Genomic DNA, 14,652 nt, shown 5'->3' on the forward strand with positions numbered 1-14,652 from the left:
ACTTTATCATTAAATCTCGGTAATCTGCACTGCACGCTTGCGTCAGCGCTGCAAGCTAGCGCAGGCGATCGATCTCGCCCATGCGGCGCGCACTGTCCGCCTGCAGATGGCGCGTGATCTCGCCGATCAGGGTTTCCGCCACCACGAAGAGAGCGGCAGAGGAATCCCAGGGCGAAGGCACTTCGGTCCGGGCGGCGATCACGTGCCTGGCGAAGCGCGCGATGGGCGAGAGCCACTGATCAGTGACCAGCACGATCTGGACGCCGCGCTCGCCGGCTTTCTCGGCAAAGCGCGCCAGGCTATCCTGATAGCGGCGGATGTCGAAGATCAGGATCACGTCGCGCTTGCCCATGTCGATCAGGCGGTCGCGCCAGGTGCTTTCCTGTCCGGCCAGATGGAAGACGTTCGGCCGCACGATCGTCATGTGAGCCGCCATGTAGCGGGCGATGGGGTCGGTGAAGCGGCCGCCGACAAGGAAGACCTTGCCGCGGCTGTTGGAGAGCGCCTCGACGCATTCGGCCAGCTGCTTCTTCGAGATGTGACGGAAGGTTTCGCGAATATTGCCGATCGTCGTCTCGATGGTCGGCAGCGCGTCGATGTCGGACTGTCCGGCCGCGCGTCCGGCGCGGGAGGAGGGCGACTGCAGCTGGGCCGACAATTCCTCCTGCAGCAGGTTCTGGAACTCCGCATAGTTCTGGAAGCCCAGCCTGGAAACGAAACGCAGGATGGTGGGCGAACTGACCCCGGCGGCAGCCGAAAAGTCGGCGACAGTCCTCAGGCCGATCAGCGGATAGTTGGCGACCAGCGTCTGGGCGGCGCGGCGTTCGCCCGCCGGCATGAGGTCGATCCGCTCGGAGATGCGTTCCGTTATGCTGGATCCCACTTGATCCTCCGCAGCCGACGAGGAGGCCGCAAGAATTCTTGAACCCCGGCCTGGATGCCGAATTCGGCATTTGACAATTCATGAAAAGCTGTATGAAATCCTTCAGGAGAGCGCAATTCAATAATTGACGTATCAAACGATACAGGTGCTCCGGGGAGGGGAAAGCGAGCCATGGAAGAGGGGGAGCGCGCCCATCGTGAGGCGGTTCCTGCGGCCCGGGTGCTGAACGAGGGCGGCAGCAGCCCCTATGTGGTCCTGTGCGATCACGCCTCGAACCATGTCCCCCGGCAATTCGGCTCGCTCGGGTTGTCTCCTGCCGATCTCGAGCGCCACATCGCCTGGGATCCTGGCGCACTCCCGGTTTCAGAGGCGCTCGCACAATCGCTCGACGCTGTCCTCGTGGCCTCCACCATGTCGCGCCTCGTCATTGATCTCAACCGCCCGCTTGACGCGCCCGACCTGATCGCCGCCGTCAGCGAGACGACCGCCGTCCCCGGCAACGCGGATCTCAGCGACGCGGCGGCGGCCCAGAGAATCGCTCTCGCCTATGAGCCGTATCATGCGGCGCTCGACGCGACGATCGCCGGCCGCCTCGCAGCCGGGCGGGAGACGCAACTCATTGCCATCCATTCCTTTAACCCCGTCTATCGCGGCGTGTCGCGCCCGTGGCACGTTGGCGTGATCCACGACGACGATGAACGTCTGTCGGCGCCCCTGATCGCAGCGCTGCGACGTCACGACGAACTCGTGGTCGGGGTCAACGAGCCCTATTCGCCGGCCGACCGGGTCTACTTCACGCTGGAGAGGCACGCGCGCGCCCGCGGACTGCCATGCGTGATGATCGAAGTCAGGAACGACGAGATCGCCGACGGCGCCGGCCAGGCGAGATGGGCCGCCATTCTCGCAGAGGCTATCGCCGAGGCGGGACGCCTGGCAGGCTCGACGATCGGGACGCAGACGCCGGGACGGAGAGGACACATTGCCTAGCCTCGCAGTGACGTTCGTCCGCTACGTCGACGCGATGAACTATCGCGTCGGACGGGTGGCCATGTATTTGCTATTCGTCATGGGGGCGATGCTGCTCTACTCGACGCTGTCGCGGGTCATGTTCGGCGTGCCGGTGAACTGGGTGCTCGAAATGTCCCAGTTCATGCTGTCCGCCTACTATCTGCTGGGCGGCGCCTATGCGCTGCAGATGGACCAGCATGTCAGGATGGATCTCTTCTACGGCCGGCTCGACGCCCGCAAGCGCGCGATCACCGACGCGTTCACCATCCTCTTCGTCATTTTCTATCTGGTGGTGCTCCTCGGCGGCGGCCTTTCGAGCACCAATTACGCGATCCAGTACAACCAGAAGAACTACTCGGCCTGGTCGCCAGTGCTGTGGCCGGTCAAGGTGGTGATGACGGCCGGCGTCTTCCTGATGCTGCTGCAGTGCGTCTCCACCTTCATCAAGGACGTCGCCGTCGCCCGCGGGAAGCCGATCGCATGAGTTCGGAGGCCATTACCCTCTTCATGTTCGGCACCATGATGGTGCTGCTCTTCACCGGGCAGCGCGTCTTCGGCGTCATCGGTTTCGTCGGGTCGGCCGCGGCGCTCTGGCTGTGGGGCCAGGGGTCGTTCGAGATGCCGTTCAACGCCACCTTCCAGGTGCTGAACTGGTATCCGCTGATCACCGTGCCCTTCTTCATCTTCATGGGCTACATGCTGTCGGAATCCGGCATGGCCAGCAATCTCTACCGGCTCTTCCATGTCTGGTTCGGGCCGGTGCGCGGCGGGCTGGCGCTGGGGACGATCGGGCTCATGGTGCTGATTGCGGCGCTGAACGGCCTCTCGGTCGCCGGCATGGCGATCGGCGCGACCATCGCGCTGCCGCAGCTGTTGCGGCACGGCTACAACAAGATCATGGTCACCGGCGTCATACAGGCTGGCTCCTCGCTGGGCATCCTGATCCCGCCGAGCGTCGTCCTCGTGCTCTACGCGATGATCGCGCGCCAGCCGGTTCTGGACCTGTGGCTGGCCGGTATCGGACCCGGCCTGCTGATGGCGGCGATCTTCGCGGCCTATGTCTACCTCCGTTGCCTGTTCCAGCCGGAGATCGGCCCGGCGCTGCCGGCGGAGGAGCGCGCGCGGATCACCCGCGCGGAAAAGTTCGCTTTGCTCAGGGAGGGCATACTGCCGCTCGCCATCTTCTTCGTCATGATGAGCCTGTTCATGACGGGCGTGACGAGTCTGGTCGAAAGCTCGGTAGTCGGCGCAGTGCTTTCCATGCTGGGCGCCTGGTGGGCCGGCAACCTGAACAGGAAAACCCTGGAGGTCGCGACGCGGAACACGCTCGGCATCAGCTGCATGTTCCTGTGGATCATCCTCGGCGCGCTCTGCTTCAGCTCGGTCTATGACGGTCTGGGGGCAGTGAAGGCGGTCAAGACGCTGCTGATCGACACCTGGGAATTCAGCCCGTGGGTCATCCTCTCCCTGATGCTGCTTTCCTTCATCATCATGGGCGCGTTCCTTGACGACACCGCGATGCTGGTCATCGTCGCTCCGCTCTACATACCGCTGGTCAGGAGCCTGGGTTTCGACCCGATCTGGTTCGGCGTCCTGTACACGATCACCTGCCAGATCGCCTACATCACGCCCCCCTTCGGCTACAACCTGTTCCTGATGCGCGCCATGGCGCCGCCCGAGATCACGCTGGTGGACATCTATCGCTCCATCGTGCCGTTTTTCTTCCTGATGGTGCTTTCGCTCATTATCATCATGATTTTCCCGCAGATCGCGCTGTGGCTGCCCAACCTAGTCACGGGACGATAGGGGCGACGGATGGGGCGCCCGGGACCAAGACACAAAGAGGAAGGCCAACTTCCCGAAATCGAGTCCGCCCGGGCATGCGCGGACGAGTGGCGAAGAGGAGAACGGTACGATGACTGACCACAGACGCATAAGCAAACGCGATTTCCTGCGGAAGGCGGGCCTGACCACGGCGGGCGCGGTGGGCGCGACGACGCTGGCGATGCCCTATGTGAAGGCGCAGGCCCCCATCAAGTGGCGTCTGCAGACCTATGCAGGCCCGGCGCTGGCCGAGCACGTGATCCAGAACTCGATCCAGTGGTTCAACAAGGCGGCCAACGGCGAGATGGAGATCGAGCTCTACACCGCCGACCAGCTCGTCCCGCACGGCGAACTGTTCCGCGCCGTCCAGTCGGGCACCATCGACGCCGCCCAGAGCGACGACGATTCGGCTGCCGCGCCGGTCGACGTCAAGGCGTTCGCCGCCTACTTCCCGCTGGCGGCGCGCTACTCGCTCGACGTGCCGGCGCTCTGGCACTGGCACGGGCTGAAGGAGGTTTGGGAAGAGGCCTATGCCGAGATCCCGGAAGTCACCTGGCTGTCGACCGGCTCCTGGGACCCCTGCAACTTCGGCACCACCAAGCCCATCAAGTCGCTGGCCGACCTGCAGGGCCTGCGCGTCTACACCTTCCCCACCGGCGGCCAGTTCCTGTCGAAGTTCGGCGTGGTGCCGGTGTCGCTGCCCTACGAGGACGTGCAGCCCGCCATGCAGACCGGCGAACTCGACGGCGTCTGCTGGTGCGGCATCACGGAGATGCACACCGTCGGCTGGGCCGACACTCTAAAATACTTCCTCACCAACCCGCTGTCGGGCGCGTGGGCAGGGTCGTATTTCGTCAACACCGAGAAGTGGAAGGCGGTGCCGGAGCACCTGCAGCAGCTGTTCCGCCTCGCCATCGACAGCTCCCACTACTACCGGCTGCACTGGTACTGGGCCGGCGAGGCCAACTACCGCAACACCGGCAAGCTCGAGCTGACGACCATCCCGGACGCGGAATGGGCGAAGGTCGAGGAGGAGGCGGTGAAGTTCTGGGGTGACGTCGCGCAGCAGAGCCCGCGCAGCGCCAAGGTGATCGAGATCATCCGGAACTACAACGACTCGATGAGAAAAGCGGGCCCGCCCTATCGCTACTCCTGATAGCGGCCGGCAACGGGACCAACGCGCCCGGCCGCATGGTGCGGCCGGGCCGATCTTCAAACATGCCGCGAGAGGCGGCGGAGTTCGAGAATGGCCGGAAACCTTACATTCGATCAGTTGAAGAAGGCGGTCTCCGCAGGCGAGATCGACACTGTCCTGGCCTGCGCGGTCGACATGCAGGGACGGCTGATCGGCAAGCGTTTCCTGGCCAGGTACTTCGTCGAGTCGGCCTATGACGAAACCCATGGCTGCAACTATCTGCTCGCCGACGACATCGATATGGAGCCCGTTCCGGGCTACAAGGCGGCGAGCTGGGACAAGGGCTACGGCGACTTCGTCGTGAAGCCCGACCTCGGTACCCTGCGGCGCATTCCGTGGCTGGAAAAGACCGCCCTCGTGCTGAGCGATCTGCAGGACCACCATCACCAGGACCTGCCCCACTCACCGCGCGGCATTCTCAAGAAGCAGGTCAAGCGGCTGCAGCAGCGCGGCTATCTCGCCTATTTCGCCTCGGAGCTGGAGTTCTACCTGTTCTCCGAGACCTATGACTCGGCGCGCGAAAAACACTGGCACAACCTGAAGACCGCTTCGCCCTATATCGGCGACTATCTGATCGGCATCACGACCAAGGAAGAGGACGTGATGCGGCGGCTGCGCAACGAGATGGACGCGGCCGGCATCCCGATCGAGAACTCCAAGGGCGAGTGGGGCCCGGGCCAAGAGGAGATCAACGTCCGCTATGCGGAAGTGCTCGAGATGGCCGACCGCCACGTGATCCTGAAGAACGGGGCCAAGGAGATCGCCGATCAGATGGGCAAGGCGATCTCTTTCATGGCCAAGTACAATTACGGCCTCGCCGGCAATTCGAGCCACATCCACAACTCGCTGTGGAGCGGCGACGGCAAGACGCCGCTCTTCTACGACAAGAAGGCCGACTGGACGCTGTCGACGCTCGGCCGCCAATGGGCTGCGGGCCAGCTGAAATACGCCAAGGAATTCACCTGGTTCCTGGCCCCCTATATCAACTCCTACAAGCGCTTCCAGGCGGGCACGTTTGCGCCGACCAAGATCATGTGGAGCGAGGACAACCGCACCGCCGGCTTCAGGCTCTGCGGCGAGGGCACCAAGGGCATCCGCATGGAATGCCGCATCGGCGGCGCCGATCTAAACCCCTACCTCGCCTTCGCGGCCCTGATCGCGGCGGGGCTGGCGGGCATCGACGAGAAGCTCGAGCTGCAGAAGCCATTCGTCGGCGACGCCTACCAGGCGGACAAGCTGCCGGAAATCCCCAAGACGCTGCGCGAGGCGACGGAGACCATGGCCAAGTCGAAGATGCTCAAGGCGGCCTTCGGCGAGGACGTGATCGAGCACTACGTCCACAATGCACGTTGGGAACAGCTCGAATACGACCGTCGTATTACGGATTGGGAACTGCACAGAGGGTTTGAAAGGTATTGACAGTGTAGCGCTTTATGCAATGTTGTGATTGTGAATATCGCAACATTGCGGGAGGCGATATGGCTAAGATTAGAGCGCAAGTGGACAAGGGCTGGTTCGCGGATCGGATAGGGGATCTGGGTATTTCGCACGCCGAGTTCGGGAGGCGTATTGGCTTGGACAGATCCGCTTTGTCGCGAACGCTGAGCGGTGAACGAAACGCGAAGGCATCCGAAGCGCACAGGATGGCGGAAGTTCTTGGCAGGCCTGAGCATGAAGTGCTGAAACATCTGAATGTGCGGAATGCCGCTAAGGAGGTTGGCAAAACCGCCAATGTCGCGGTTTCCGATGACGCTACGGAGCGGCTCGTTGGTGCAGTTTTCGGTTTCAGCGAGGGGCAGGCGAGGTACGGTGGCAAACGCGCCGTGAGCAACGACAGCGAAGACTACATCGTGCCGCCTCGCGGAGCCGATCCACTATTCGGATGCATGGCCGGGACCCTGACCTTGCTTCCCGACGTCGACTACGCCGCACCTGCAGATCCCGATTGGGGCAAGGTGTATGACGATTGATGGATTGTTGCTGGATACGTGTTTTATGCTCTGGCTGTCGAGCGAACAGCCTGTCGCAAGAGCAGCGGTCGAAGAAGTGACACGAGTGCGAAAGGCTGGGGGACCCATTGCTGTTTCGGCCATGTCCGCGTGGGAGATCGGGATGCTTGTGTCTAAAGGGCGGCTTCCGTACATCAAGTCGCCGCTCGCGTGGTTTGAACGTTTCGTGGAAACCGGCGCTCTGAGCGTTGAGGGCGTGAGCACCGAGCTTCTGGTCGAATCATCATTTCTGCCAAGGCTCGTACACAATGATCCGACAGACCGGATTATCATTGCCACAGCGCGATCGAAGAATTTGGCCATCGTCACCCGCGATCGTGCCATCCTTGCTTACGGTGCCGCTGGTTTCGTAAAAATCGTTCCCTGTTGACTTGGAGTCATCATCTTGGACACCATCAAGCTCAAATCCCCCATCGACGGCTCGATCTACGTCGAGCGTCCGGTCGCTTCCGACCAGGCCATCAGCGCTGCCGTCGAGCGCGCCAGGGCCGCGCAGATGGATTGGGCGCGCACGACTATCGCCGAGCGCTGCAAATACATGCTGGCGTTCCTCGAGGCCCTTGTCGGCATGAACGACGAGATCGTGCCGGAGCTCGCCTGGCAGATGGGCCGGCCGACCCGCTATGGCGGCGAGATGGGCGGCGTCAAGGAACGCACTCAGTACATGGTCGAGATCGCGGAGCAGGCTCTGAAGCCGGTGATGGCCTCCAATCCCAAGGAGGGCTTCCGCCGCTATGTGAAGAAGGATGCGCTTGGCGTCGTCATGGTGATCGCGCCGTGGAACTATCCTTACCTTACGGCGGTCAACACCATCGTGCCGGCGCTGATCGCCGGCAATACCGTGATCCTGAAGCATGCGGCGCAGACGCTGCTGGTCGGCGAGCGCTTTGCCAAGGCTTTCGAGAAGGCCGGCCTGCCGAAGCATGTCTTCCAGAACATCGTCCTGAATCACGCGCAGACGGAAAAACTGCTCGGCTCGGGCAAGATCGATCACGTCAACTTCACCGGCTCGGTCGCGGGGGGGCGCGCCATCGAGAAGGCGGCGGCCGGCACCTTCATGACGCTGGGCCTCGAACTCGGCGGCAAGGACCCGGCGTATGTGCTGCCCGACGCCAAGATGGACCACGCCATCGTCAACCTGGTCGAGGGCGCATTCTACAATTCCGGCCAGTGCTGCTGCGGAATCGAGCGCGTCTATGTGCACGAGAAGGTCTATGACGAGTTCGTCGAGGGTTTTGTCGCCGAGACGAAGAACTACGTCGTCGGCAATCCGCTCGACCAGGCGACGACCATGGGACCGATGGCGCAGGCGCGTTTTGCAGATTTCATCCGCGAGCAGAAGGCTGAGGCGCTGCGCAAGGGCGCCGTCGCCCACATGAACACGAAGGCGGAAGGGGATCGCGCCGGTTCGCCCTATCTGCCGGCGGAGGTGCTGACCAATGTCGACCACCAGATGAGCGTCATGCGCGAGGAGAGTTTCGGGCCGATCGTCGGCATCATGAAGGTACGCAACGACGAGGAGGCGATCGCGCTGATGAACGACAGCCCCTATGGTCTCACCGCCTCGATCTGGACGCGCGACACCGGCCATGCCGCCGCCATCGGCGACCGCGTCGAGACGGGGACGGTGTTCATGAACCGCTGCGACTACCTCGACCCGGCTCTCGTGTGGACCGGCGTCAAGGACACAGGCAAGGGGGCGGCGCTTTCGGCCATCGGGTACGACAACCTGACCCGACCGAAGAGCTATCACCTGCGCGAGGCCATCTGAGCGCAATTCACCGGGGAGGGGAAAAAATGATAGATGCGAGGGCGTATGATCTTCCGGCGCGGGAGGGGCCGGAGGGCATCGGGGGATGGCTCGTCCTGCCCATCATCGGGCTGATACTCACCCCCATCCAGGGTGTGGTCCAGATCGGCCAGTACATGGGGCTGATGCAGAGCTTTGAGTTTCTCACCGGTCCCCAGGCAACGCTCCTGGTCCTCGAGATCATCGCCAACGTGGCAATCGCCATCGTGCTGCCGGCGTACCTCCTGCGTCTCCTCTTCAGCAGGAAGAGGGAGTTTCCACGCACTTACGTCGTGTGGGCAGGCATTAACCTGGCCTTCCTCATCGCCGATCTTATGGCGGCCAAGATCCTGTTCGGCCAGGCGATGGCCGCGGCGAGGATGACGCCCATCGAGAGCGAGACGACGCAGACCTTTCTGCGCGCGATCGCCATGATGGCGATCTGGGTTCCCTACATGCTCAATTCGCGCAGGGTCCGAAACACCTTTGTCCATTAGCCGGCGGCCGGCATAGCGTTGCAGTCAGAGAACGGAAAATGTCCAAACTCGTTTCAAAATGGAACTACCCGACCACGGTTCGTTTCGGCGCCGGACGCGTCTCGGAACTGCCGGATGCGCTGTCGGCCACCGGCATCAAGCGGCCGCTTTTCGTCACTGATCCGGGGCTGGCGAAGCTTCCCGTCGTTGCGCAGACCTTGAGGATCCTTGCCGACGCGAAGGTTCCGCACGCTGTCTTCTCAGACGTCAAGCCGAACCCCATCGAGTCCAACCTGACTGCCGGCATTGCCGCATTCAAGAAGGGCAAGCATGACGGCGTGATCGCCTTCGGCGGCGGCTCGGCGCTCGATCTCGGCAAGCTGATCGCCTTCCAGGCAGGGCAGGCGCGACCCGTCTGGGATTTCGAAGACATCGGCGACTGGTGGACACGCGCGGATTCCGGCGCCATCGCCCCGATCATTGCGGTTCCCACCACGGCAGGCACAGGCTCGGAGGTCGGGCGCGCGGGCGTGATCACCCATGAGGCGACGCACACCAAGAAGGTCATCTTCCACCCGAAGATGCTGCCGGCGATCGTCATTGCAGACGCCGAACTCACCGCCGGCATGCCGTCCTTCATCACCGCCGGAACCGGCATGGATGCGCTCGCGCACTGTCTCGAAGCGTATTGCGCGCCGGGCTACCACCCTATGGCCGACGGCATCGCGGTGGAGGGCATCCGGCTGGTGTTCGAGAACCTGCCGAAAGCGTTCGCCAACGGCAACGACCTGACCGCACGCGCGCACATGATGTCGGCCGCCGCGATGGGAGCCACTGCCTTCCAGAAGGGCCTCGGCGCCATCCACTCGCTGTCGCACCCAATCGGCGCGCTCTACGACACCCATCACGGCATGACCAATGCCGTGTTCATGCCCTACGTGCTGGCCTTCAACCGGCCGGCTATCGAGGAGCGCATCGGCCGGCTCTCCAGCTACCTGGGCATCAAGGGCGGCTTCGACGGCTTCACCACGGCGGTGCTGAAGCTGCGCAAGGACCTGAAGGTCCCGCACGCGCTGCCCGGTCTCATCAAGGGGCTCGAAATGGACAAGAAGCGCAAGATGCTCATCGCCGACATGGCGGTCGTCGACCCGACGGCTGGGGGCAACCCGGTGAAGCTGACCAAGAAGGCGGCGCTGCAGCTGCTCGACAATGCGCTCACGGGAACGCTCTGAACGACGGCGCAAAGCCGGGGAGGACGTCAGGATAGGAGGAGAGGGAGGGCCCGCACCTTGCAGGGGCTCAAACAACGCAAGCAGAATCTTAGCCGGACAAGGAACTGGCCAATTGCGGGGGGCCAACAAACGTAGTTAACTTTTTCCGCTTGGGGCACGCGTGGCCCCGCGGAGGTTCATCGGACTGTCATGTGACATCGCTACCGCACCGAAGGTGCGTTTAGCGCCTATAACGGAGAGATCATATGTTCAAGTTTGCGGGGAAGGTACTATCCCTGACTGCCGCGTCGCTCATGGTGACGACGGCCATTTCGTCAGCACAGAGCATGGATGAACTCGTTGCCGCGGCGAAGGCCGAAGGGCAGCTCACCACGATCGCGCTGCCGCACGACTGGTGCGGCTACGGCGCGGTCATCGATGGCTTCAAGAAGAAGTATCCCGAGATCACCGTCAACGAACTCAATCCCGACGCCGGATCCAGCGACGAGATCGAGGCCATCAAGGCCAACAAGGACAACAAAGGCCCGCAGGCGCCTGATGTCATCGACGTCGGCCTCTCCTACGGCCCTTCGGCCAAGGCCGACGGACTGATCCAGCCCTACAAGGTGTCGACCTGGGACACGATCCCGGACAGCGCCAAGGATGCCGAGGGCTACTGGTACGGCGACTACTACGGCGTGCTCTCGTTCGAGGTGAACAAGGACCTGGTCCAGAACGTGCCGCAGGACTGGGCCGACCTTCTGAAGCCTGAATACGCCAACTCGATCGCGCTGGCGGGTGATCCGCGCGCCTCGAACCAGGCGATCCAAGGCGTCTATGCCGCGGGCCTGGGCTCCGGCGCCACCGACGCCAAGTCTGCCGCCGAGAAGGGCCTGGACTTCTTCAAGCAGCTCAATGCCTCCGGCAATTTCGTTCCGGTCATCGGCAAGGCGGCGACGCTCGCCCAGGGCCAGACGCCGATCCTCATCACCTGGGACTACAACGCGCTGTCCGGCCGCGACACGCTGAACGGCAATCCGCCGGTCGACGTGGTGGTGCCGAAGACGGGCGTCGTTGCCGGCGTCTACGTGCAGGCGATCAGCGCCTATGCCCCGCATCCGAACGCGGCGAAGCTGTGGATGGAGTACCTCTATTCGGACGAAGGCCAGCTTGGCTGGCTGAAGGGCTACTGCCACCCGATCCGCTTCAACGATCTCGCCAAGAACGGCAAGATCCCGCAGGAGCTGCTCGACAAGCTGCCGCCGGCAGCCGCCTACGAGGCCGCGGTGTTCCCGTCGCTGGACGACCAGGCCGCCAGCAAGGAGATCATCACCAAGCAGTGGGACACGGTGGTCGGCGCCAACGTGCAGTAACGTATCTTGCCCGGGCGGCCTTGCGGCCGCCCGGTGCTCTTGCCGAAGCGCGCTCATGAGCGTCCCGTAGTCCCAAACCGAACAGATCCGGCGGTCTCATGGCTGACGTCACAGTATCAGATCCGGCTGTCGGGCACTCCGCTCCGCCTGTGGCGCGTGCGTTTCGCCTGCCGACGCACTGGCTGGGCGTGGCGCCGTTCTTCATTTTCGCGCTGATGTTCCTGATCCTGCCGACGCTCTACCTCGTCGTCGGCGCCTTCCAGAACGATGCGGGCGAGTACACGCTCGAAAACATCCGCAATCTGTTCCAGCCGTCGATCCTTGCGGCCTACTGGATCTCGATCCGTATCAGCCTGGCCTCGGCCATCCTCGGCGCGCTGGTCGGCCTGGCGATCGCCATCGCCATCGTGCGCGGCGGGCTGCCGAACTGGGTGCGCTCCGCGACGCTGACCTTCTCTGGCGTCGCTTCCAATTTCGCCGGCGTGCCGCTGGCCTTCGCCTTTCTCGCCACGCTCGGCCGGCTCGGCCTGGTGACCATCCTGCTGCGCGAGGTCGGCATCAACATCTATGCGCTGGGCTTCAACATTCTGTCCTTCTGGGGGCTGACGCTCACCTACCTCTTCTTCCAGATTCCGCTGATGGTGGTCATCATCACGCCGGCCATCGACGGGCTGAAGCGCGAATGGGGGGAGGCTGCCGCGACGCTCGGCGCCACCACCTGGCAATACTGGCGCATGGTCGTCATCCCGGTGCTGTGGCCGTCGTTCCTCGGTACGGTCATCCTGCTCTTCGCCAATGCTTTCGGCGCCATCGCCACGGCCTATGCGCTCACCGGCTCCTCGCTCAACATCGTGCCGATCCTGCTCTACGCGCAGATCCGCGGCGACGTGCTGCATAATCCGCACCTCGGCTATGCGCTCGCCTTCGGCATGATCGTGGTGACGGGCATGGCCAATATCTTTTACATTTGGTTCCGCACGCGGTCGGAGAGGTGGCTGAAATGAGGCGCTCTTCGATCTGGGCCTGGATCACCTTCGCGGTCGGCGCAGCCTACTTCTTCATCCCGCTGATCGCCACGCTCGAGTTCTCGTTGCGCATGCGGCGAGGCGAGTATTCGTTCGACGCCTACCGGGTCGTGTTCGGCGACGAGCGCTTCCAGGCGACTTTCGGATATTCGGTGGTGATTGCCATCTTCACCATCCTTATCGGGGTGCTCATCGTCGTGCCGACGGCTTACTGGATTCGGCTGCGCATGCCGTGGATCAGGCCGGTGGTGGAGTTCATCACGCTGCTGCCCCTGATCATTCCGGCGATCGTCATCGTGTTCGGCTACATCCGAATGTATGGGTCCAACTCGCCGCTGCCATTCCTCGCGACCGCACGAGGTACGGACGTGCTGCTGATGATCGGCTACGCGACGCTCGCGCTGCCCTACATGTACCGTGCTGTCGACACCGGCTTGCGAACCATCGACGTGCGGACGCTGACTGAGGCCGCCCAGATCCTGGGCGCCGGCTGGACAACCATCATCGCCCGCATCATCCTGCCCAACGTACTGATTGCGGTGCTGTCCGGCGCCTTCCTCACCTTCGCGATCGTCATCGGCGAGTTCACCATGGCGAGCCTGCTCAACCGGCCGGCCTTCGGTCCCTACCTGCAGAACATCGGCGCCAATCGCGCCTACGAGCCGGCGGCGCTTGCCGTCATTGCCTTCGTCATCACCTGGGGCTGCATGTCCGTCATCCAGGTGCTGGCGCGCTTCGCGCCCAAATCGGCCAACCGGCCCAACTGATCGGAACAACCCATGGCCGAGACCTTCCTCTCCATACAGGGCGTCAAGAAAGCCTTCGGCAACGTCACCGTCGTGCAGGACTTCAACCTCGACGTCGGGCGCGGCGAGTTCGTCTCCTTCCTCGGCCCTTCGGGCTGCGGCAAGACCACCGTGCTGCGCATGGTCGCCGGCTTCGAGGAGCCGACCGCCGGCAGCATCGCCATCGGCGGCAAGGACGTCACGCGGCTGAAGCCGAACCAGCGCAACATCGGCATGGTGTTCCAGGCCTATGCGCTGTTTCCCAACCTGACCGTCGCCCAGAACATCGCCTTCGGTCTCAAGGTCGCCGGCGTGGGGAAGGCCGAGACCGACAGGCGCGTGGCGGAAATGCTCGAACTGATCAAGCTGCCGCAGTTCGGCGACCGCTATCCCTACCAGCTCTCGGGCGGCCAACAGCAGCGCGTTGCGCTCGCCCGCGCGCTGGCGCCGAAGCCGAAGGTGCTTCTGCTCGACGAGCCGTTGTCGGCGCTGGACGCCAAGGTCCGCGTGTCGCTGCGAGACGAGATTCGCGCGATCCAGCGGGAACTCGGCATCACCACCATCTTCGTCACGCACGACCAGGAGGAGGCGCTGTCGATCTCCGACCGCATCGTGGTCATGTATGGCGGCAAGGCCGAGCAGGTCGGTGCGCCTTTCGAGATCTACAACCGCCCGTCAACCAAGTTCGTCGCCAATTTCGTGGGCACGCTCAACGTGCTCGAAGGCACCGTCGCCGACGCGTCCTCGGGCAAGGTGCGCGTCGCCGCACAGGAGCTTTCGCTGAAGAACAAGCTGAACGGCTCGAAGACGGGCGATGCGCTTTCGCTGGCGCTGCGCCCGGAGGCCATCACGCTCGGGCGCAAGGCAGCGAACGACTCCAATCTCACCGGCGAGATCGCCGACGTCCATTTCCTGGGCTCGGTCATCCGCGTGCGCGTCGGCGTCGGCGACAGCGTGGTGTCGCTCGACACCTTCAACCATCCCTCCACGCCGCCGCCCGCGGTGGGAGAGAAGACCGAAATCAGCTTCTCGTCGGACGACCTGCTCGTCCTGCACTGAAGCTCCGACGGCGGC

Annotated in this window: 15 protein-coding genes; 14 read left to right on the forward strand and 1 reads right to left on the reverse strand. The window is 63.4% G+C overall.

The features are described 5' to 3' along the window. Positions 1–55 precede the first annotated feature (55 nt). On the reverse strand, positions 56–883 hold the full coding sequence (locus tag PD284_RS08400; protein WP_274627755.1) for a MurR/RpiR family transcriptional regulator: 828 nt from the start codon (positions 881–883) through the stop codon (positions 56–58). Between the two features lie 171 nt (positions 884–1,054). Here PD284_RS08400 and PD284_RS08405 point away from each other — a divergent pair, with 171 nt between their 5' ends. From PD284_RS08405 to PD284_RS08470, 14 genes are all read left to right on the forward strand, one after another. Beyond that, a complete protein-coding gene (locus PD284_RS08405) occupies positions 1,055–1,870 on the forward strand; it encodes an N-formylglutamate amidohydrolase (protein WP_274627756.1) in 816 nt (271 codons plus the stop codon). A gap of 34 nt (positions 1,871–1,904) precedes the next feature. Next, positions 1,905–2,375, forward strand: coding sequence for a TRAP transporter small permease subunit (locus PD284_RS08410; protein WP_274630577.1), 471 nt, complete (start codon positions 1,905–1,907; stop codon positions 2,373–2,375). After that, positions 2,372–3,697 carry a TRAP transporter large permease gene (locus PD284_RS08415; RefSeq protein WP_274627757.1) on the forward strand — a complete coding sequence of 442 codons (1,326 nt, stop codon included), beginning with the start codon at positions 2,372–2,374 and terminating at the stop codon, positions 3,695–3,697. The genes PD284_RS08410 and PD284_RS08415 overlap by 4 nt, the downstream gene beginning before the upstream one ends. A 109-nt stretch (positions 3,698–3,806) precedes the next feature. Next, a complete protein-coding gene (locus PD284_RS08420; RefSeq protein WP_274627758.1) occupies positions 3,807–4,871 on the forward strand; it encodes a TRAP transporter substrate-binding protein in 1,065 nt (354 codons plus the stop codon). A 90-nt stretch (positions 4,872–4,961) separates the two neighbouring features. Beyond that, positions 4,962–6,329, forward strand: a complete 1,368-nt coding sequence (locus PD284_RS08425) for a glutamine synthetase family protein (protein ID WP_274627759.1) — start codon at positions 4,962–4,964, stop codon at positions 6,327–6,329. A 59-nt stretch (positions 6,330–6,388) separates the two neighbouring features. After that, on the forward strand, positions 6,389–6,880 hold the full coding sequence (locus PD284_RS08430; RefSeq protein ID WP_274627760.1) for a helix-turn-helix domain-containing protein: 492 nt from the start codon (positions 6,389–6,391) through the stop codon (positions 6,878–6,880). After that, positions 6,870–7,289, forward strand: a complete 420-nt coding sequence (locus tag PD284_RS08435) for a type II toxin-antitoxin system VapC family toxin (RefSeq protein ID WP_274627761.1) — start codon at positions 6,870–6,872, stop codon at positions 7,287–7,289. Before PD284_RS08430 ends, PD284_RS08435 begins: the two co-directional genes overlap by 11 nt. A gap of 12 nt (positions 7,290–7,301) precedes the next feature. Beyond that, positions 7,302–8,690, forward strand: coding sequence for an aldehyde dehydrogenase family protein (locus tag PD284_RS08440; RefSeq protein ID WP_274630578.1), 1,389 nt, complete (start codon positions 7,302–7,304; stop codon positions 8,688–8,690). Positions 8,691–8,716: 26 nt separating this feature from the next. Further along, positions 8,717–9,205, forward strand: coding sequence for a DUF2569 domain-containing protein (locus PD284_RS08445; protein ID WP_274627762.1), 489 nt, complete (start codon positions 8,717–8,719; stop codon positions 9,203–9,205). Positions 9,206–9,243: 38 nt separating this feature from the next. Then, positions 9,244–10,416 carry an iron-containing alcohol dehydrogenase gene (locus PD284_RS08450; protein WP_274627763.1) on the forward strand — a complete coding sequence of 391 codons (1,173 nt, stop codon included), beginning with the start codon at positions 9,244–9,246 and terminating at the stop codon, positions 10,414–10,416. 245 nt (positions 10,417–10,661) lie between these two features. Further along, positions 10,662–11,768 carry an ABC transporter substrate-binding protein gene (locus tag PD284_RS08455; protein ID WP_274627764.1) on the forward strand — a complete coding sequence of 369 codons (1,107 nt, stop codon included), beginning with the start codon at positions 10,662–10,664 and terminating at the stop codon, positions 11,766–11,768. A gap of 98 nt (positions 11,769–11,866) precedes the next feature. Beyond that, positions 11,867–12,772: an ABC transporter permease gene (locus tag PD284_RS08460; RefSeq protein ID WP_274627765.1), complete on the forward strand. Its 906-nt coding sequence runs from the start codon at positions 11,867–11,869 to the stop codon at positions 12,770–12,772. After that, positions 12,769–13,560 (forward strand): ABC transporter permease, encoded by a 792-nt coding sequence (locus tag PD284_RS08465; RefSeq protein ID WP_274627766.1) that lies wholly within the window; start codon positions 12,769–12,771, stop codon positions 13,558–13,560. Before PD284_RS08460 ends, PD284_RS08465 begins: the two co-directional genes overlap by 4 nt. 12 nt (positions 13,561–13,572) lie before the next feature. After that, on the forward strand, positions 13,573–14,637 hold the full coding sequence (locus PD284_RS08470) for an ABC transporter ATP-binding protein (RefSeq protein ID WP_274627767.1): 1,065 nt from the start codon (positions 13,573–13,575) through the stop codon (positions 14,635–14,637). Positions 14,638–14,652 lie beyond the last annotated feature (15 nt).

The sequence above is a fragment of the Mesorhizobium shangrilense genome (assembly GCF_028826155.1).
GTDB classification, from domain to species: domain Bacteria; phylum Pseudomonadota; class Alphaproteobacteria; order Rhizobiales; family Rhizobiaceae; genus Arvimicrobium; species Arvimicrobium flavum.

Coding starts and splice junctions, on each gene's coding strand:
- PD284_RS08465 (WP_274627766.1), top strand. CDS start 12,769: ATGAGGCGCTCTTCGATCTGGGCCTGGATCACCTTCGCGGTCGGCGCA.
- PD284_RS08405 (WP_274627756.1), top strand. CDS start 1,055: ATGGAAGAGGGGGAGCGCGCCCATCGTGAGGCGGTTCCTGCGGCCCGG.
- PD284_RS08445 (WP_274627762.1), top strand. CDS start 8,717: ATGATAGATGCGAGGGCGTATGATCTTCCGGCGCGGGAGGGGCCGGAG.
- PD284_RS08470 (WP_274627767.1), top strand. CDS start 13,573: ATGGCCGAGACCTTCCTCTCCATACAGGGCGTCAAGAAAGCCTTCGGC.
- PD284_RS08450 (WP_274627763.1), top strand. CDS start 9,244: ATGTCCAAACTCGTTTCAAAATGGAACTACCCGACCACGGTTCGTTTC.
- PD284_RS08420 (WP_274627758.1), top strand. CDS start 3,807: ATGACTGACCACAGACGCATAAGCAAACGCGATTTCCTGCGGAAGGCG.
- PD284_RS08410 (WP_274630577.1), top strand. CDS start 1,905: ATGAACTATCGCGTCGGACGGGTGGCCATGTATTTGCTATTCGTCATG.
- PD284_RS08430 (WP_274627760.1), top strand. CDS start 6,389: ATGGCTAAGATTAGAGCGCAAGTGGACAAGGGCTGGTTCGCGGATCGG.
- PD284_RS08415 (WP_274627757.1), top strand. CDS start 2,372: ATGAGTTCGGAGGCCATTACCCTCTTCATGTTCGGCACCATGATGGTG.
- PD284_RS08425 (WP_274627759.1), top strand. CDS start 4,962: ATGGCCGGAAACCTTACATTCGATCAGTTGAAGAAGGCGGTCTCCGCA.
- PD284_RS08460 (WP_274627765.1), top strand. CDS start 11,867: ATGGCTGACGTCACAGTATCAGATCCGGCTGTCGGGCACTCCGCTCCG.
- PD284_RS08435 (WP_274627761.1), top strand. CDS start 6,870: ATGACGATTGATGGATTGTTGCTGGATACGTGTTTTATGCTCTGGCTG.
- PD284_RS08455 (WP_274627764.1), top strand. CDS start 10,662: ATGTTCAAGTTTGCGGGGAAGGTACTATCCCTGACTGCCGCGTCGCTC.